Below are 19,510 nucleotides of genomic sequence, written 5' to 3'. Positions count from 1 at the left end.
AACAATGCCCGTCATCCTCAAGAGCAAGGAACGAGCGAGTTGGGGATCTCGCTCTTCCTAAAACTCGGGATGACTTAGCTATATATTTTTATTGGCCTTCAAGTATCGTTACTTTAACAACCACTGGTTTCAGTAAACACTTTTGTTTCGGCACCCGAACTATCTGCAAATGCGTGAATCTCGTAACGAGCGTAACATTTGGTAGCTTCTATTTCCGCTGTTGTTGGGTACGGATAGTGCTTTTCGGCCGATACTAAATCAGAGAAGGTATAAACCATGTAAACTGGGACAGTGTAGCCCGGACTGTAGTTATCATATACAGCCCAAGTAAACTCAGTACCTTTCGTTAAATTATAATCAGCATCTAAATCAACAAACTTCGGCATACCTTTAGTTTTCACTGCTGGGAATCCATAGTGGTACTGTCTACCATCTTCATCCTCTGTGTCTGTATCCGCCCATTGTTTGTGTTCGAAGCCCTCTAGAATTCCTTTTCCATGACCAATTTCGGAAGCATTTTGCAAAGAAGCTGCTACACCTTCTATTACTGAAGCTCTCGCATCATGTTGAAGATTTAAAAACTTAGGTGCGGCAACGACGGCTAGAATGCCGAGTATGACGATGACAACCACTAACTCTATGAGAGTAAAACCTTTTGTATTTTGTTTCATTACCGCACTCCAATGGATTAATTTCGCGGCAACGGTATGCAACAAAAGTCAGCTTACTGTCATTGTAATATCAAAAAAGCGCCCAATTGGGCGCTTTCAAAATAACCATCTCAACATTGAGACAAATTAAGCTTTCTCAGCAAGGATGATTCGTAGAGTGCGGCGTAGTGGCTCAGCAGCCCCCCACAATAGTTGGTCACCTACTGTAAATGCATTTAGGAAGTCATCACCCATTGCCATCTTGCGTAGACGGCCTACTGGAATAGACAACGTACCTGTCACTTTCGCTGGTGTAAGTTCTTGAGCCGTAATGTCACGATCGTTAGGAACAACTTTCACCCAATCGTTGTGCGTTGCGATGATCTCTTCGATCTCATCCATTGGTACATTTTGCTTCAGCTTGATTGTCAGAGCTTGAGAGTGACAGCGCATCGCACCAATGCGGACACATGTACCATCGATTGGCACTGGCGCATTTTGGAAGCCCAAAATCTTGTTCGCTTCTACGCCCGCTTTCCACTCTTCTTTGCTTTGGCCGTTATCACGCTTAACATCAATCCAAGGGATAAGAGAGCCAGCTAGTGGCACACCAAACTTTTCTGAAGGGAAAGAAGAGCTGCGCATTGTGTCTGCAACTTTCTTGTCGATATCGAGAATAGAGCTTGCTGGATTAGCCAATTCAGAGCTTACAGAATCGTTGATCACACCCATCTGAGAAATCAGCTCACGCATGTTTTGTGCACCTGCGCCAGACGCCGCTTGGTACGTCATTGCGCTTGTCCACTCAACCAAACCCTTCTCGAATAGGCCACCAAGACCCATTAGCATTAGGCTTACTGTGCAGTTACCACCAACAAATGTATTAGTGCCACCATGAATACCTTGCTGAATTTGCGCAAGGTTTACTGGGTCTAGGGTAATAATAGAATCTTGTGCCATACGTAACGTAGAAGCAGCATCAATCCAGTAACCTTTCCAACCCGCTTGGCGTAATGCTGGGTAAACTTTTTCAGTGTAACTTCCACCTTGACACGTAACGACCGCATCAAGCTGTTTTAAACTTTCAATATCGAACGCATCTTGAAGTAGACCAGCATCTTTACCTAGGTTTGGTGCAGGAATACCTATTTGAGACGTGCTGTAGAAAACTGGCTCGATCAAATCGAAGTCTTTCTCTTCGACCATGCGCTGCATAAGGACTGAACCAACCATGCCACGCCAACCAACTAAACCTACTCTCATCGCATTAACTCTCCATGTATATTTCTGAAACTTTCTCCATAGTTCAATTTTCGACACAAAATCTCAAGCCCTAATTTGCAAATAAACGCAACTTTTTTAACGTTTGCGGCGAAATTTTATAATCAAGTCCATTTTCTTCCTTTTTCTTTACGCTCAACTGGATAGATGACGAAAGAAAAGTGTGAAATCAACACCGATGGTCCTACCACCTAATGAGAAAACAACATTTGAAGCACATAATTTTTACATCACAAAACATTTCAAACCGTTAATATTAATAATTAATGGTGATTAATTTCACAAGCAAACGTTTTTACCGACGAACATCAAGATAAAGCACCAAATGTTCGAAATATAATTTTTGTTAATGTATGTTAGGCGCCGATTAAAACAGGGAGCGGCCTTCCTCTATTGCTCCAAGAACGACAGAGGCACATATGAAGCAAGTTACAACACGCTTACCTAGTCTGATACAGGTATTTATCTCACTAGGTTTGTTTCTACTTTTGGCATTTTCATTTACTGCCAAATTAGACCTTCCTATTCAGCTAGCGCTGTACATTGGTTGGTTCATTATCATACTGTTGGGTTTAAGGCTCGGCCATCAATACAAAGACCTAGAAAAAGCCGCATTAAATGGCATTTCTAATGGCCTAGGTGCCGTGCTAATTCTTCTTGCTGTAGGAGCCTTAGTCGGTACTTGGATCTCAGGCGGTATTGTTCCGACCATCATCTATTACGGTTTGAAAGCAATCCACCCTTCTATCTTCTTGCTTGCTACCATGATCATCTGTTCTTTGACTGCGCTAGCAACGGGAACTTCTTGGGGTGCTGCGGGTACAGCCGGTATTGCCATGATGGGTATTGGTCAAGGTCTTGGAGTTCCAGCCCCAATCACCGCAGGCGCGGTGCTATCGGGTTGTTACTTTGGTGACAAGATGTCTCCACTTTCAGACTCTGTGATCCTTGCTTCTTCTATGTCGAATGTAGAAGTCGTTGAGCACATCAAGGGTATGCTACCTATCGCGCTGATCAGCTACATTATCACTGGTATCATGTTTACCGCATTTGGCTTTCACTTCGCTGGTAAAGTGGACATGAGCCAAGTGGATTCTGTTATTCAGGCAATGGAGCAACAATTTTTCATTACGCCTTATTCCTTTGTTCCAGTGGTCATCGTATTGGCTCTACTTGCGATGCGTATGCCTTCTTTCCCTGTGATTAGCTTTGGCTCTCTGCTAGGTATTATCTGGGCAGTGATGATTCAGGATGTGGACTTCCTGACAGCGTTTAACACGGCTTGGGCGCCATTTGCGATTTCTTCAGGAGTCGACTTCATTGATTCGATTCTCAACCGTGGCGGCATGTCTTCTATGTTGGGCTCTGTAGCGGTAATCGTGTTTGGTCTTGGTTTCGGTGGCCTGCTCGACAAAGTAGGTGTGCTTGAGACTATTGCAAAGCTGTTCGAACGACGTGTTCAGAGCGCGGGTTCACTTGCGACGAGCACGATTGGTACGGCCTTCATGGGTAACGTATTTGGCTCTGCGATGTACGTATCACTGATTCTTACGCCTAAGATCTGTGCGAAGAACTACGACCGCCTTGGCTACAAACGCAAAAACTTATCTCGTAACGCAGAGTTCGGTGGCACACTGACATCAGGTATGGTGCCGTGGAGTGACAACGGAATCTACATGGCAAGCATCTTGGGTGTGGCAACATTATCATACGCGCCGTTCATGTGGCTGAGCTTCGTATGCATTATCGTTACCATCTTTACTTCTTACATGGGCTGGTTTGTTGATAAATGCGAACCAACAGCACCAGCAACGGAAGAACAATCAGAAAGTGAACTCGAGCAGCAAACGGCTTAAATCAGCTTTCCATAGATAGAAACTTTCCGTAAATAAAAAAGGACCGATGATTCGGTCCTTTTTTGTGTTTGTCATTTAGTATTTACGTACAGGTAATCAAGCCGATTTAGACCCTGCTCTTACTGCTGAACGCTTACCTAATGCATAACCCAGAACCAACGGAGCAAAGAAGATAACCAAAATAAATAGAATGAAGTAAATAATTGTGCTCTTAACCAATTGAATCAATTTGTCCATCGCTAGATTCACAACTTCTTGTGAAACATGGTCTAGGTCTTGTGCAAACTTCTCACGCTCATTCGTAATAATTTGTGCGATTTCTTGGCGCTCTCTTGCCACCATCAATTCCAGAGCTTGACGCTCTTCACTCAACTGAGACAAACGCTCTTCCGTTTTCTGGTCAATGTCTTCAACCAAAGGCTGTAACTGTACCGCCATTTGCTCGGCTAAGTTACGCATGTACTCAGGGTTATTATCGATAAAGTCCTTTAACGACTCAGAAGTCACCTTCAAGCTATTTAGTGCTGCGTTTACTTGCTCAATACTTGCGGAACTATTTAACGCCAATAGTTGCGCTTTCCACGTCATGATCTTAGGCGTTTGCTCAGACACCAAACTTAAGCGGTCAGAAACATCACCGATGGCTTCTGGCATCGTGCCCAATGTTGTGACAGCTTCTTCTTCACTGATTTGGTTAGCCTCAAGCCAAGCACGGTAAGCGGGTGTACGAATCATGCTTAGATCCGCGAATGGGTATTTCTCTACAAAGTCAGCGACAAACACTTTGGTGTTTTCATAAACGTCTTTTTTCAAAAGAGACTGAGCGAGTTTATCGACTTCTTTGGCTAGATGTGCAGAGACTTGTTTAGCTTCACCCGTCGCAAACAAATCTTTGCCCGCTCCTTCGCTATAAAACTGGTTCATCTGGTAAGTAAACACCCACGTATCTATGAGCGCAGCCATTGGGGAAACTTGATAAGCCGCCGCTTGAAGACCTTCTTCAGCATTGATCTTCCACAGCAGAATATAAGATTGGTTTACTTTGTCGCTCGGCTCATAGTTTTTTTGGAGCACATCAGCAGCTTGTTCGACTTGAGCAAAAAACTGTTGTGCGTATTCACGCGTCATTATACGCATGTTGAGTTCTTGTTTAGTGAGCGGTACAGTTTGGCTGTCGATTTTCACCTCTAGCAGGGAACACCCTGAAAGACTCAAAACCAAGCAAGCTACCATCAAAGAGGACAGTCGACGGATGGACATGAAATTACCTATGGTCAAAATGTGTAGAACAGGAACAGAACGAACCAAGGCATCAGGTTCGTGAACGCACCTTTAATACCTCAGCACCCTATATTTTAAGTCAGAGGAATATCAATCCGTTAGCACTTCTCGAATGTTTTCACTAATGAGAACTCTTTCGGCAAAAAGTGTCGTTTTCTTTAACGTATCTTCTAACTGACTCAATTTATCGTCTGAGATTTGCTCGCCTTGTTTAATTAAAGATTCGATATCTCCAGAGATATAGTGTAGAGGCATTGCACCTATACTGCCCGATACCCCTTTCAAGCTGTGCGCAACTCGCTGAGCATGTTCTTTATCTTCCAGTAACAATCTTCTTAGCTTACTGCCGTCATCAGTATGATCTTGAATAAACACGTCTAACAGCATGCGCACGGACTCTTCATCGTCGGACAAAGAGTCAAGCATTCTTTCTATATCAATGTAAGGTTCGGGACTTTCATTTAACAACTGTTGGTGGGACTCGGAATCGCTTCTCTCAGGTCCGTTCGTCACCTCAGTTGAATTTGCTGGTTCAAGCTCCGTCTGCTCACTCCCCCGCTCAACCCTATCAAGTTGGTGAGAGAGTGGTTGCATTGGCGAATTTATGTTTTCTGAATCGGATTGATTTCCTTCGGTTAGAACTGACTCTTTATAAGACAAAGCCCAACAAACACATACAAGTAAGGAAGCACTTACCATTATCAACAGCAAGAGGTAAACCAACAGTTTTTGTTCTAGCGAAGCACTAATCGCAGCCAGCTGGTTCGGGAATTCAGGGTTGAGCAATTGGCTCGAAAGATGACTGCCTTTTGCGTGAGCAGCAAGCACGCTGGATGTTTGAGCAAGGCGACGTTGGAAAGAGGACTGTTCTTCAAGCGCTAAAGTTTTCGATTCTGTAAACAACAAATCTAATTCTTGATAAGTGTCTGCACTCGTCGCAGAGTCACTAAACATCGCTTCTAGCACTAATGCGCCGAGCCGAAAGTACATCGTCTGTAGTGATTGAGAGTTGCTTGCCGACTCTCGACTGTTGCGTAATTGGTCTGCGAGCGCGACGAGTTCACTATCACTACCAATAAAGCTCTTCGCACCCTCTAAAAAACGGTCTGTCGAATAAAGAAGTTGGGTTAAGTCTGGAACACCCAATCCTTGGCCCTGTTCACTTTCGAGTTGTAAGCGAACCGCATAAACCAATTGGAGCTTAAGAGAAACTTGATCGACATGTTGAGCACGATATGGAAGTTCGAAATGAAAAATATTTCTTACTTCATCTACTTTGCTACCAAGTTCGTCCACGGTAGACATCGTTCTCATGGTCTGTTGCGCCTGAAGCCATATACCTACGGCAAACGCACACCACACAACAAATAAAATCCAGACGACTCGTCTTATTCCCTCTTTTAATTGCTGCAACACTCATTCCTCGACTATTTCTATTAATAACAAGCATATACCATGATTCATGCTCAAACTGTGCACACTTCACATAAAAAAAGAGAGCACATGGCTCTCTCTTTCTTGAATTAGTTGCGACTCAACTGATCTTTCAGATTCGGAGGCGTCCCTTTAATGGTCAGCGTATCCGTCTCCGGATCGTAGAAAATACGCTCGCCAAGCAACAGGCTGTCAAAGCTAATGTTCAAACCGCCACCTGCTCCTACGTATTTCGTCAATTTGCGTACGGTTGAGCGATCACCTGGGAAAGACTCTTCCAACTCGTAACCTTGTTCTTTAGTAAAGTCCATGAAACTGGTGCCATCTTGGCTAGGCGGTAATTCACCAGATAGCTCAGAAATTTGAACTTCATCACCAGTTTTAATTTGCTCGTTACAGTAGTTGTAAACTTGCTTTTTGTACTCATTCGCTTCTTGCTTCTCAAGCTTAGAGTCTGCACAAAAGTCTTCAACTGCCTGCATCAACACTTGGTTTTGCTGTTTGGTATCTAAGCCAACATCGGCTTGTAAGAAATCTAAGAAGAAGTCTGCCACTTTACGGCCAACACGTCCTTTGATGTAAGAAAGGTAACGATTTGATTCACGGTCAGTATCGTAGCTTGATAGGTCAATGCGCGCAGCAATATCCATTTTAGTGATGTCTAGATAATCTGTTGCATCAATATCCAAGCCTTCAGTTACCTTTAGGCTCTGGTTCATAGGCAAAATGCCGATAAACAAGTAATCCGTTGCTAAACTTTGGTATTCCGCAAACACTAAAATGCCTTCGTCTGCAAATGGGTACTTAATCAACTCTTCTTTCAAGCGATTTGCACTAATTTGTGAGAAGTCGTAAAAATCTCGCTCTCCTTTGCGCATTTCTTGAAGCCAAAATTGAAATTCGCTGTCTGACTGGAAAGAGCCAAAACCTTTACCTGCTTTAGAATGGAATACGCGATGCAGTTCCGCGACAAGGTTTTCTGTAGCGGTATCGTTCTCTAACGATGCCGGGCGAAGTTTAACAACCAGTTCGTCCTGATCGTTTTTGCATAATTGATGCAGAATAACGTTTGAAAGATGAAGGCTCATAGTGATTTTATCTTGCTACAAGGTTTAAGTTGTTGGGCATTGTAGGTTATCATAAGCCGCTTTTACTATCATTATTAGAGTCTTTATGCCGATTACATCTAAATATACTGACGAACAAGTAGAGAAAATTCTTGCTGAAGTGGGCGCTGTACTAGAAAAACACGCCGCCTCTCCTGAGTTGACGCTAATGATTGCCGGAAATATCGCAACCAATGTCTTAAATCAACAAGTTGCTGCTTCACAACGCAAAGTTATTGCTGAAAAATTTGCTCAGGCGCTCGTATCTTCTCTTGAAGTGCCAAAATCACACTAATAACGGATAATAGAACAAGTACATGGTAGACAGCGGAAACTCATACGGCGAACGTGTATCTCGACTGGTTGGTTGGGGTCACTGGTTTGCATTCTTCAACATCGTTGCATCGATGTTGATAGGTACGCGCTATATCGTTCAGTCGCCTTGGCCAGAGACCCTTATGGGGCAATTCTATCTGGCGGTATCCTGGGTTGGCCATTTTGGCTTTCTTGTTTTCGCGCTCTACTTGTTGGTTCTATTCCCGCTGACGTTTGTCCTGCCATCTAGGAAGCTTTTCCGTTTGGTGGCAGTGATATTCGCAACCGTCGGTCAAACGGTCTTACTGATCGATACCCAAGCTTACCAATCCATCAACTTGCACTTAAACCCCGTGGTTTGGGAGTTGTTGTTTAGCGAAGATAAAAGTGCCATCAGCTCTGACTTGCAGCACCTTTTTGTGGTTATGCCACTTATCTTCCTGGTTCAGTTAGGCTTATCAGAATGGGTTTGGCGTAAACAACGCAAACTTTCCCATAAACACGTTGGCCGCCCTCTGGCCGCAGTGTTCTTCTTGAGCTTTATCACTAGCCATCTGGTTTATATTTGGGCTGATGCCTATTTCTATAACCCGATTACTAGCCAGCGCTCTAATTTCCCGTTGTCTTACCCAATGACCGCGAAGAGCTTTATGGAAAAACATGGCCTACTAGACCGTGAAGAATATCTAAAACGCTTAGCGGAAAACCAAGGTAATATTGACCTGGTGAGCTACCCGCTCGAAAAACTCGAATTTAATCGTCGTGGTAACAAATTGAACGTACTGATGATCAGTGTGAACAACTTACGTGCAGATGCACTAAACCAAGACGAAATGCCAAACATGTACCAGTTTGCACAAGACAACCAAAACTTTGTAAACCACTACAGTTCTAGCAATGACACGTACGGTGCATTCGGTCTGTTTTATGGCTTACCAAGTAGCTACGCAAGTAGCATCAAAGCACAAGGCTCTGCACCGGTTCTTTTGGATGTATTAAAAGATCAAGGCTATAGCTTTGGTTTGTTCAGCGGAAATGGTTTTGAAGATGACCTTTACTCAGAAGTAATCTTCCGTGGAGTTAATCTTGCTAACACGTTAGACGGTACGCAAGCACACACCGACAAACAATCCATTGCGGCATGGAATACATGGCTAAACGAACAAGCAAGCCAACCTTGGTTTAGCTATATCGAAGTCACCACTGTCGATAACTTTGAATCTGAACCAGAAGCGGCAAATGAAGAAATGCCAGCCAGCGAGCGATTCAAGAAAGCATATGAGAAAGCGGTAAAATCTGCCGATAAGACAGTCGCTGAAATCATTTCTGATCTCGATGAAAAACAACTACTTACCAATACAATAGTGGTCATCACCTCTAATCACGGTAGCGAGTTTAATGAGACCAATACCAACAGTTGGGGAGCGAACAGCAATTACAGCCGCTACCAGCTTCAGGTCCCTATGGTTATTCATTGGCCAGGAATGCTGCCAGGTGAATTTACGCACAGTACAAGCCATCTGGACTTGTCGGTAACGCTGTTACAAGACATGTTAGGCGTCTCATCGAACCCTTATGATTACAGCAGTGGTCGTAACCTATTTGACGAAAGCCGTCGCCGCTGGATTTTAGCGGGCGACACTCGTGAAATCGCGCTGATCACCAGCTCCCAAACGACAGTTATCGATAAATTTGGTAACTACAAGCTGTATGATGACAACTACAAACGCTTAAGAGAAACAACGCCTAAACTGCCTGTCCTGATGCAAGGACTAACAGAACTGCAGCGCTTCTATTCGAAAAGCAATTAATTGAAAAAAGCTCTCCACTCGGAGCAATGTAGTTCACTTAAGCGGAGCTGCTTTGCGATTAACTGGGTAGCGAGTCTTTGACATTTTTACCGCCCTAGGCCGATTAGGCTTAGGGCGTTTGTCTATAAAGAGGATTGATAAGTCTCCCCTGAGACTCTTTAAACGCTTAGGTGTATTGCCTAGCGATAACGCTTTACTCATCACTTTCAGTTGACTCGCTATAAACTGACAAGCGTATTTAAAGCTAATTTCATTCGGCATTCTTCCATGCTCAACTGCTGCCTGGCTCGCTTCACGTCTTACTAAGTTATAACCAAGCAACAGCCCCCAGAGTTCTTGATAAACAAGGTCTACTGTTCTGCTGCGTAATACTAAGGCATTGTGTTGCATTGAGCTTTTGATATCACGATAACCTAATTCGATTTCCCAACGTTCGTGATAAAGTTCAGCTACCGCTTTCGCGTCGTAGTTTGTCCTAGGAAGGGAGGTAAAAACAGTTTTCTGCTTACCTTGTACTTCATAGGTCACCGCTCTGACTTGCCATTTTTCAGGTAAACTAGGATTCTTTTTGCGGGCTTGCGGTGAGACGTTCATTTCGATGACCATGTCATTACTTTCTTCTTCATCTAAAAGAGTGTATTTCAACCCCTTCCTTGCTGGTATCAACCAATGTCTATTAATACCGCTCTTTTGAAGAGAGAGAAGTAAGTCCGCACCGTAAAACCCTTTATCTAGTAGCGTCACAGAGTTATCTGGCAAAGAGTCGATGAAGGGCATAGCAAGTGGGATTTCACCACGCCGATAGGGGCTTATGGCGGCATCAGCGATGACATGAGAGCGGACATTCATTATGGTCACAACTCTTAGCACTGGATGCGGTGTCTGTCTGTTGTTAGAGGTATTACCCGAGCCAAAGTGCTCTCTAAGTTCGGGTGTATCCGCGGTTCGAAAAAGAGCACCGTCTACAGCAAAAACTTGTAATCCTTGCCACGTATCATCACGGTATCGTTCAAGACCCCACGTCCGCCCACATTGTTTAAACAACCACTCTGGTGCAGCTCTACCTAAACGCTGTCTTGCCTGAGTTAAAGCACTTTTTGCTAATAACTCTTCATCAGCTAAGCCATCCGCACAGACATTCATTCTTCGTGCAACCTCGGCAATAGGTTCATTACGAAAGAAGGCCATGCCGACAATTAACCACAAGACCATGTCACTTGGTAATCGACGTCGGCGAATAGTTGCTTTATCAGAAAGACTGGCCGCCTTAACAATCCACTCATCTGGAATATGTTCAGAGAAAGTAGTGAGTTGAGCTACATCAACAGGATTTTCTTCGAGGAAATCGGCAAAACAGTTTTGGATAGACATAAAAATCGGAAGCCTAGAAACAGGCTTCCGATTATCTCTCAACAGAAGGATCGGTCAACCGATCCTTATCTGATCTACATTGCTCCACTCGGAGAGCTTTTTTGATTCTTTTATCCGCAAACAACACAAAATTGAACAGTAAACATCCAAACAGTTCATTTTGGGGTTTACAAGGTTTTCAAAGCCTTATATTATGCGCTTCAACAACGGAGAGATGGCTGAGTGGTTGAAAGCACCGGTCTTGAAAACCGGCATACGTTAATAGCGTATCTAGGGTTCAAATCCCTATCTCTCCGCCACATTCAGAAAGCTCGTTGAGAAATCAACGAGCTTTCGTCGTTTTAGCGCTTGGGAAATTACGGGATTTGTAAATCCCTAGTTGAACGCAACCCCGAACTAGGCGTCCCCGCACTCAGCCACATTTAGAAAAAGCCCGCTAAGCAATTAGTGGGCTTTTTCGTATCTGAAGGCTTAAAGAGGGATTTAGACAAATCCCTCCTTGAATGCAAGCCCAGCACTCACGCCACATTCAGAAAGCCCGTTGAGAAATCAACGGGCTTTCGTCGTTCTAGCGCTTGGGAAATTACGGGATTTGTAAATCCCTAGTTGAACGCACCCCCGAACTAGGCGTCCCCGCACTCAGCTACATCCTGAAAAAGACTGTCTAATCCTCGAAGCACTTTTCAATACGCAAGAAAAAAGCCCACTAATATTTAGTGAGCTTTCATCGTTAAGTATTCGAATGGAAAGGTTAGTTTCCTTTCGCTGCTTCAATCCTTGTCTTTAGGTCTGGATGGGAGCTTAGCCATTCAGGAAGTTCTTCATAACCTTGGTTACGGAACAACTCAAACATTTCAGCCATCGGATTTGTGTCGCCATAAATCTTGAGCATCGCCTCTCTTGCAAATGCATCGGCTTGTATTTCGGCTTCTCTGGAGTAACCGCTGGACAACACAAACACACTTGCACCGGCAAGATTGTCCACGATGCCAGAGCTTTCACCGGTTAAAAGAGCGACACCAACAGAAAGGACACTCGAATACACCAACCTCTTTAGCATGTGGCGATGATGAATATGGCCAAGCTCGTGAAGAATAATACTGTCCAGTTGTTGCTGGTTTTTAGACAGCGCGACTAATTCATCGAGCAGCACAATCTTTCCACCAGGCAAGGCAAACGCATTCGCTCCTAGCTCAGAGGATCGGAAAACAATCTCTACTTGGTAAGGCAACGCCTCGAACTGTGTTAAGTGCTGCTCTACCCTGCTCCGAATGGCTTCTTGTTCGGCTTTACTCAGCTCACTCGGTTCCCAACGGGAATCCAAGCTTTCGAGTACCTTTTCGCCAAGTACAACTGAGACACTGTCAGGAATCGCGTATGCGACTTTGTCGCTCACCCAAGGTAACGCGTAATAATATCCCCCGAGCACAACGGCAATGCATGCCATCGCAGACACGACCCAAGCAAGCCAGTTCGATTCAATTTTATCAACAAAGCTCGACCTTTTATTTGCCTCTAGCCACCGAGACACTTCTTCAGTCCGTTCGGTAACGAAAACCCAACCATTGGGCAGCTTAAATCTGACGGGTAAATTGCCGACTGGAGCAGTAATGTCCGCATGCTGCTGGTCACAGCTGAAAATATTGTCAGCAACAACCAAACTCAACGAGTTGGCCTGAGCGACATCCAATTTGGCTTGATGTCGCTCAGAGCTTTTGGGTGGAAACGCGGTTCCTTCAAACTGCATTAACCGATTCCAACACCGAGATCGAAGGCTTGTGCAACTTCATCAGAAATCGCTGATTTCACTTTTGAATCTTGGCCTGCAGCTTTCAGTTGGCTCATGTCTCCAACGACGACCGTCTTGTCAGCAACATAGCGAGAAGTACGAACCATTACCCATGGTCTCGCAATACTCAAGGTCACAACTTGTAATAGGAAATTTGAGATAATCAGCCACATGTAGCCATCAACTGTATAGGTAGACTTAAAGGTAAAGTTGTTTTCTTCTTGCCCTTCTTTTTCTAGCTTCATTTGGGAGAACAAGTAGTTACGAGTTCTTGTTGCTGTGTATGCCGTCAAGCCGATGGTTAAGCCAATCATACCAAGGTACATGACAACCATTGTAATGACAGGGCTAGATTTATTCAGTGAAGCCAAGTCGCCCGTTGCTGCTTCCATTAGCCCTGAGCTCCCAACCATCACAATGACCGCTACAATCGCAATCGCGACAGCTGTGCTAAGGCCGATTGCTACGGCTTTCAGGTAGGTTTTTACAAAGAAACTGGTTTCAAGTTCGCCACTAAACTGCCAATCACCATAGCGGTAGCCATTAACAAAGTAACGTTGAACACCAACCACAACCCAACCATAAAGTGCAGCCATAACGACAACTGAGCAAAGCCCTAAAATAACCGACGCAGCTTGCGAAACGCTCGCAACCGCCACACAGATACCAATGAAAACCATGACAGCCAGCGCTGCACCAAAGCCTCGGCCAAGTATGGTCATGTATGCATCTTTCAGTGACGAATTAAAAGAGAAGTGAACATTGCGGTAACTCGTCATTGCAGAATCAAATCGTGCGTTGCTCCATAACAACCATGGCAGAGCGACATAAAACAGAAGTAAGAGCACAAGCGCCAGTTGGGGAATGAACGAGTTTGCGATACCCCATACCAATACAATCGCCAGCGCGACTAAACGCCCCTTTAAAATTTGCATTGGCTCAGCATGATACTCAAAGTTATCACCGTCGATGTACGTGTTACCGTAGAAGTAGCGCTTTGTTCTTACTTTGGCCCAAGCAGAGTAAATTCCAAGCGTAACGATAGAAAGTAGAACATTGACAATCCAGATGCCAAAAAACTCTCCCCCTCGCCCTTTAAAAGAGATGGTATTGGAAATGCGTTGATGGTTCATATACAGTCCGAATAGTTTATTTAATTTTATGAATTTAAAGGCGTTATCCTATCTCATTCATAAATTGATAAACTTGACTGCCATAAGCAAACTAAACATCAATTATTTATAAAATGCATATTAATTATGAATTCAAATTCACCGAAAAAATAATTAAATGGTCAATTCCGCTCAAATAAAGCCACTCAAAGTGATAGAAACTACTCTCTCAGTGAATTTAATCGACAATGGTTCATTATCACTAAAAAAGCCCACATTCAGAGATGCGGGCTTGCCAATCAACAGGTTAGTTGCTGATTACATTTTTTATCAGACGAATTGTAAGGTGTTTATAACTATCTAAATGCCGCGAAGCCCCCTAATATTCGCCTCGGCATAAGGCAGGAGCATCTTCTTTCTGCATTAGCTAAATCCATCCATTTGTTGTTTTAGACAACGTCAAAGGCTAGGAAAATAAAATTGGGAAAGGATTCCCAGCCTTAAATGTTCATTCGAGAACTGAGTCCGCTACCTCAATTTCAACATTCTAGATTCAGTCTTTAAAAACGAATTCAGCGGCATTCAACAACTGCATATGAATAGGCACCAAATCCGCGTGTTCACTTCGATAACCACCACCGACGACAGCCGCAACAGGAATCCCTCTATCTTTCATTAACTGCATTAAAAAGCGGTCACGTTCGAATATGCCTTCCATCGACACGTTGAAATACCCCAATTCGTCGTCGACATGAATATCCACCCCAGCATCGTAAATCACCATATCAGGGCGATGCAGATTAATTGCCATTTCGACCACTTCTTTAAACGTCATCAAAAAAGCTTCATCACTGGTTCCACGACTTAATGGAACATCAAGGTCAGAGTCTGGCTTTCTCGCTGGGAAGTTTTTATCGCAGTGGAAAGACAAGGTGACAATGTCGGGTTCACTTTCACAAATCGTTGCCGTGCCATCGCCATGGTGGACATCACTATCGATGATCATCACTTTATCGACGTGTTCATGATCAAGCATGTGCTTAGCAGCAATCGCCAGATCGTTGAATAGACAAAAACCACTGCCAAAGTTTTTGTGCGCATGATGATAGCCACCGCTTAGGTGAATCGCGACACCATGCTCTAATGCCTTTTCTGCGGTCAGCACTGTTCCGGCGGTGGATGTCAGTGTCCGTGTTATCAGGACCTCGCTCCAAGGAAACCCAATTCGACGCATTTTGGCCGCAGGCATAGCTCCCGTCACCAACAAGTCGACATACTCCCCATCATGCACCTGTTTAATATCATCCGTACTTAGAGGGCTTGGTTGGAAGAATTCAATTTGCCCTCCCCAACCCTCACTCGCGAGTTTTTCCATCACAGCTTGATAAAGGTAGCGATATTTCATGATCGGATAACGGTGACCATCTGGTAGATCGAGTTGCGAGTAAATAGGGTGATAAATCAGTGGCAGCATGAGACATTCTTTTCATAAAACGTTGTGAAATAGTACCAACTCCTTGAGTTGATTAAAAAGAAATTTAATTGATAATGATTTTCAATATCAATTAAATTTCTACCTGTTATGAATAAAACCTTATATACGATACTCGGCGCTTTCTTTGGTTCTTTCTGCGCGATTTCTCTGTTCATGTCGATGATGTTAGGTGCATGGTGGTTAGTTGATTTTATCGCCCTTAGCTAACACAATGGCTCTGTTTCCACTTAACCTTATTGAATCAGACAGATAGGTGTACTCATGAGTCAGACAGTCTTTATTACTGGTGCGAATCGCGGTATCGGTTTGAGTTTAACCGAGCTCTATTTGCAACAAGGCGCTCAAGTTCACGCGACAAGCCGTAACCTAACAGACAGTAAAGAACTACACGCATTAGCGTCGCGTTATAATACCTTGGTGCTACATGAATTGGACGTGACGGATTACCAACGAGTCGCCCAACTCGCAAGCGAACTCCCGGCAATCGATCTGCTGATCAACAATGCAGGTTACTACGGGCCTAAAGGCTATGGATTTGGTAACACCGACATCGAAGAGTGGCGACAAGTCTTCGAGATAAATACCATCGCTCCATTGAAGTTAGTGGAAAGCTTTTATCCGCTGCTACAACAAGGCAAAGCGAAGAAAATTGCGTGTATCTCCTCTAAAGTCGGCAGCATGACGGAAAACACCTCTGGTGGTGGTTACATCTATCGCTCTTCCAAAGCGGCACTCAACTCTGTTGTTAAAAGTTTGAGTAATGACCTAACCGATGAGGGATTTACTGTTTTGGCACTTCATCCGGGCTGGGTACGTACTGAAATGGGTGGGCCTAATGCCCTTATCGACACCCAAACGTCTGCTGATGGTTTAGCAAAAGTGATTGAGCAAAGCACGCAAGAAAATTCGGGGCAGTTTATTAACTATGATGGCACCGAACTTCCTTGGTAATAGTCAACTATCAATAAGTTAACGTTAGGCGACGAAAGGTTCCTAGTTTCGTCGCCCATTCTCCACTTCTCTAATCTCATTACTTAACTTGAATTTCACCGTTTCCTATCCAGACTTAGTGAGGATTAACCCCACTAAGGAGAGTAAACATGGCAGCAGATAAAGATCTGGTGAATTTCAGTGAAGATCATGAGCTCAATTACTGCTTAAGAAGTGCAGGTAAACGTCAAACTCAAGCGAATCGCGATACGCTGATCGACTTAGGACGACAAGTAAAACAGGATTTAGGTAAACGAGTATTAACTCAAGATGACGTCAGAGGCGCAATCGACAAGAACGATAACTTGTTCGACTAGCCATGACCTTAATACAAGAAAGCAGCACTGGATGGTGCCGCTTTCTTGTAAATAAACATGCGTTATTTAGAGGATTTACGTTTGGTGGTCGTCGTTTTTGATGCACCAGATTTGTTGTAACTGCGCTTCTTACGCTTGAATGCTGGTCGCTCTACTTTAGGAAGATGACGCAGAGATTCCGGAATCGGACCTGATTTCACTTCGCCCATCAGCCCGTCTATGCGTTGTTCTAACGCTTGCATAAAAGGTTGATATGCTTGGTTTCTTTCTGCCATACCTTGTAATTGGTGTTCCCAATGCGCGGTCATATCTGGGTACGTCGAGTCCATTGGCAAAGCGTGGATCAAGCCACGCCCTGCTGGTGAGCTCAAAATCGATTTACCCTGACGAGTCAGCAATTGACGTTTGAATAAGGTATCTAAGATGCCTGCTCGAGTCGCTTCCGTACCAAGACCATCGGTATCTCGCAAAATCTTTTTCAATTCTTTATCGGCAACATAACGAGCAATACCTGTCATTGCTTGTAATAACGTCGCTTCGGTAAAATGCTTTGGCGGCTCTGTCTTGCGATCTCTAATTTCCCCTTCACGGCATGTCAGTACGGTGCCTTCTGTTAAAGGTGGCACAGCATCAATACCCTCATCTTCTTTGTCTGTTTTCCCCATTAACGCTTTCCAGCCCGGAGAAACAAGCTGGCGACCTTTAGCGATAAACGTACCACCAGCAATATCAAAGACGAGCTTCGCTTCCGCATAAACTGCAGCTGGATAGAATTGCATTAAATATTGACGGGCAATGAGCTGATACACCTTCATCTCATTACCTGATAATGCATTCACATTTGCTTGTTTTGGCGTTGGAATAATTGCATGGTGAGCATCAACTTTTTTGTCGTTCCACGCTTTAGACTTAATCGATAAATCCGCACCTTGCACCGCGCTTTGTAGCTCTTTGGCATTGTTAGCAATAGCGGAAGTGACAGAACCCGCTTGCGAATAATGCTCCGTCGGTAAGTAACGACAATCAGAACGTGGGTACGTGATCAGTTTGTGCTTCTCATACAACGCCTGACAAGTATCCAAAACCTGTTGGGCACTCATGCCATAGCGTTTGGCAGCATCAATCTGCAAGGCTGATAATGAATAAGGAAGTGGCGCAGACTGCTTAGTTTGCTTTTGCTCAGATTCCGTGACTTTCGCAGGCTGGTTAGCAATGCGGTTCGCCACGTTCTCGACGAGCTTTCGGTTAAGAACACGACCTTCCTCATCTTGCCAAGGCTTACATGCCTCACTTGGCTTCCAACGAGCGCGAATATCAAACGAACCATTTTGATCTTGATAAGGGATCAATGCATGCAGAGTGAAATAGTCTTTGGGTACAAAGTTTTCGATTTCTTCGTCGCGACGTACCACCAAACCAAGTACAGGCGTTTGAACTCGCCCGACCGATAATACGCCTTGGTAGCCTGCTTTTTGGCCCAGCAAAGTATAAGCGCGAGACATGTTCATTCCGTAAAGCCAATCAGCGCGAGAGCGCGCCAAAGCTGAAACAGAAAGAGGAATGAAATCGCGATTGCTACGCATCGAGCTCAATGCACGCTTAACCGCGGGTAAGTTCAAGTCTGAAATGAGAAGTCGTTGTGTCGCTTCTTTCTTGGTTTTGGAGAGCTTACAGTAGTCCAACACCTCATCCACCAGCAGTTGCCCCTCTCGATCCGGGTCGCCTGCATGGATAACTTCTGTCGCATCTTTAAGGAGTTTACGTATTACCGTGAGCTGTTTACTGGCACTTTTTCTCGGTCTTAACTGCCATTGCTGAGGAATAATCGGCAAGTCAGCTATATTCCATTTTTTATAGCGTTCATCGTAGGCATCGGGCTCAACTTGCTCTAACAAGTGACCAATACACCAAGTCACGACATCACCATTACCACAACGGATAAAGCCTTGATCTTTCTTTTGAGGGTTTGGTAGTGCAGCCGCAATCGCGCGACCTAGACTTGGTTTTTCAGCAATAAACAGACGAGACATAAGGTTTTGGAAATGATAATAATTAGGGCCACATTATCTAATGTAGCCCTAACAAATCAAGGAAAACTGTACAGATGAACAGTTATAGCGTCACTTTCTAGCTTACTGAAACTCAACAAACTGAGACAGGTCACGCTCTGGCACTTTCATTGGGGTGCAGCCGGGTGTGCCAAGATATAAGAATCCTACAATTTGATCTTCGCCTTCAAGGCCAAAAGCTTGATGCACTTCTGGGTGGAACATCCACTTACCTGAGCGCCAAAAACCTTGGAAACCTTGTGCTACCGCTGCCATCTGCATCGCTTGTGCCGCGCAGCCTGCTGAGAGGTATTGCTCGAATGCAGGGACTTTTTCATGTTCCGTCACCTTTGCAATCACCGTGATGACCATTGGCGCACGAAACGGGGCATTTTTTACTTTTTCAACGACCGCTTCTTCACTGTTTTCCGCTTCAGCGGCTTTAACAAGAATATCTGACAGTTTCTTTAAGCCATCGCCTTGAGCAATCACAAAACGCCAAGGGGTTAAACCCGCATGATCAGGCGCGCGCAAACCTGCACGAATAATATTCTCCAACGCTTTACCTTCTGGCGCAGGCTCAGACAACTTGGCAATAGAACGACGGTTGAGCAAAAGATCGAGAGCTTCCATGAGCAAGTCCTTATTTGATTG

General features: G+C 44.4%; 16 protein-coding genes and 1 tRNA gene. 6 read left to right on the top strand and 11 right to left on the bottom strand.

Annotation, left to right across the window (positions count from 1 at the left end; translation table 11 throughout):
* Positions 1-113 precede the first annotated feature (113 nt).
* Together C1S73_RS28210 and asd are read right to left on the bottom strand one after the other, a co-directional pair.
* A complete protein-coding gene (locus C1S73_RS28210; protein ID WP_038869212.1) occupies positions 114-671 on the bottom strand; it encodes a type II secretion system protein in 558 nt (185 codons plus the stop codon).
* Positions 672-797: 126 nt separating this feature from the next.
* Positions 798-1,913, bottom strand: a complete 1,116-nt coding sequence (gene asd / locus C1S73_RS15905) for an aspartate-semialdehyde dehydrogenase (RefSeq protein ID WP_038869210.1) — start codon at positions 1,911-1,913, stop codon at positions 798-800.
* A 437-nt stretch (positions 1,914-2,350) separates the two neighbouring features.
* Between asd and nhaC the strand changes: the two genes are divergently transcribed.
* Entirely contained in the window at positions 2,351-3,787 is a 1,437-nt protein-coding gene (gene nhaC / locus C1S73_RS15900) for a Na+/H+ antiporter NhaC (protein WP_038869209.1), read from the top strand.
* A gap of 96 nt (positions 3,788-3,883) precedes the next feature.
* Here nhaC and C1S73_RS15895 read toward each other — a convergent pair whose 3' ends face one another.
* From C1S73_RS15895 to yejK, 3 genes are all read right to left on the bottom strand, one after another.
* On the bottom strand, positions 3,884-5,047 hold the full coding sequence (locus tag C1S73_RS15895) for a hypothetical protein (protein ID WP_038869208.1): 1,164 nt from the start codon (positions 5,045-5,047) through the stop codon (positions 3,884-3,886).
* Positions 5,048-5,158: 111 nt separating this feature from the next.
* Positions 5,159-6,481 (bottom strand): Hpt domain-containing protein, encoded by a 1,323-nt coding sequence (locus C1S73_RS15890; protein ID WP_038869206.1) that lies wholly within the window; start codon positions 6,479-6,481, stop codon positions 5,159-5,161.
* 110 nt (positions 6,482-6,591) lie between these two features.
* On the bottom strand, positions 6,592-7,590 hold the full coding sequence (gene yejK, locus C1S73_RS15885) for a nucleoid-associated protein YejK (protein WP_038869205.1): 999 nt from the start codon (positions 7,588-7,590) through the stop codon (positions 6,592-6,594).
* A gap of 85 nt (positions 7,591-7,675) precedes the next feature.
* On the opposite strand from yejK, the gene C1S73_RS15880 reads away from it, so the two are divergent.
* Together C1S73_RS15880 and C1S73_RS15875 are read left to right on the top strand one after the other, a co-directional pair.
* Positions 7,676-7,903, top strand: coding sequence for a YejL family protein (locus C1S73_RS15880; RefSeq protein WP_038869203.1), 228 nt, complete (start codon positions 7,676-7,678; stop codon positions 7,901-7,903).
* Between the two features lie 22 nt (positions 7,904-7,925).
* Positions 7,926-9,734, top strand: coding sequence for a DUF3413 domain-containing protein (locus tag C1S73_RS15875; protein WP_038869202.1), 1,809 nt, complete (start codon positions 7,926-7,928; stop codon positions 9,732-9,734).
* Positions 9,735-9,767: 33 nt separating this feature from the next.
* Here the strand turns inward: C1S73_RS15875 and C1S73_RS15870 are convergent, their stop codons facing one another.
* On the bottom strand, positions 9,768-11,105 hold the full coding sequence (locus C1S73_RS15870; RefSeq protein ID WP_038873382.1) for an IS4 family transposase: 1,338 nt from the start codon (positions 11,103-11,105) through the stop codon (positions 9,768-9,770).
* Positions 11,106-11,313: 208 nt separating this feature from the next.
* On the opposite strand from C1S73_RS15870, the gene C1S73_RS15865 reads away from it, so the two are divergent.
* Positions 11,314-11,404, top strand: a tRNA-Ser gene (locus C1S73_RS15865).
* 452 nt (positions 11,405-11,856) lie between these two features.
* On the opposite strand, the gene C1S73_RS15860 is transcribed toward C1S73_RS15865, so the two are convergent.
* The 3 genes from C1S73_RS15860 to C1S73_RS15850 form a co-directional block, all read right to left on the bottom strand.
* Positions 11,857-12,852: a M48 family metallopeptidase gene (locus C1S73_RS15860; RefSeq protein WP_038871230.1), complete on the bottom strand. Its 996-nt coding sequence runs from the start codon at positions 12,850-12,852 to the stop codon at positions 11,857-11,859.
* Complete coding sequence (locus C1S73_RS15855; protein WP_038871232.1) at positions 12,852-14,027, bottom strand: YjgN family protein; 1,176 nt, start codon at positions 14,025-14,027, stop codon at positions 12,852-12,854. The genes C1S73_RS15860 and C1S73_RS15855 overlap by 1 nt, the downstream gene beginning before the upstream one ends.
* A 532-nt stretch (positions 14,028-14,559) precedes the next feature.
* On the bottom strand, positions 14,560-15,480 hold the full coding sequence (locus tag C1S73_RS15850; RefSeq protein ID WP_038871235.1) for a histone deacetylase family protein: 921 nt from the start codon (positions 15,478-15,480) through the stop codon (positions 14,560-14,562).
* Between the two features lie 282 nt (positions 15,481-15,762).
* Here C1S73_RS15850 and C1S73_RS15845 point away from each other — a divergent pair, with 282 nt between their 5' ends.
* The gene (locus tag C1S73_RS15845) at positions 15,763-16,452 is read left to right on the top strand and encodes an SDR family oxidoreductase (RefSeq protein ID WP_038871238.1); all 690 of its coding nucleotides are present in this window, start codon (positions 15,763-15,765) and stop codon (positions 16,450-16,452) included.
* A 149-nt stretch (positions 16,453-16,601) separates the two neighbouring features.
* A complete protein-coding gene (locus C1S73_RS15840) occupies positions 16,602-16,808 on the top strand; it encodes a hypothetical protein (protein ID WP_009707305.1) in 207 nt (68 codons plus the stop codon).
* A gap of 62 nt (positions 16,809-16,870) precedes the next feature.
* On the opposite strand, the gene C1S73_RS15835 is transcribed toward C1S73_RS15840, so the two are convergent.
* Positions 16,871-18,838: a DNA topoisomerase III gene (locus tag C1S73_RS15835; RefSeq protein WP_038871241.1), complete on the bottom strand. Its 1,968-nt coding sequence runs from the start codon at positions 18,836-18,838 to the stop codon at positions 16,871-16,873.
* A 102-nt stretch (positions 18,839-18,940) separates the two neighbouring features.
* On the bottom strand, positions 18,941-19,489 hold the full coding sequence (locus C1S73_RS15830; protein ID WP_009707307.1) for an NAD(P)H nitroreductase: 549 nt from the start codon (positions 19,487-19,489) through the stop codon (positions 18,941-18,943).
* Positions 19,490-19,510: the final 21 nt, after the last annotated feature.

Origin of the sequence: Vibrio jasicida 090810c (genome assembly GCF_002887615.1) — a bacterium.
In the GTDB taxonomy this organism is placed as follows: Bacteria; Pseudomonadota; Gammaproteobacteria; order Enterobacterales; family Vibrionaceae; genus Vibrio; species Vibrio jasicida.
The sequence above is the reverse complement of the archived record's forward strand: the minus strand, read 5'-3'. Positions and strand labels throughout refer to the sequence as shown.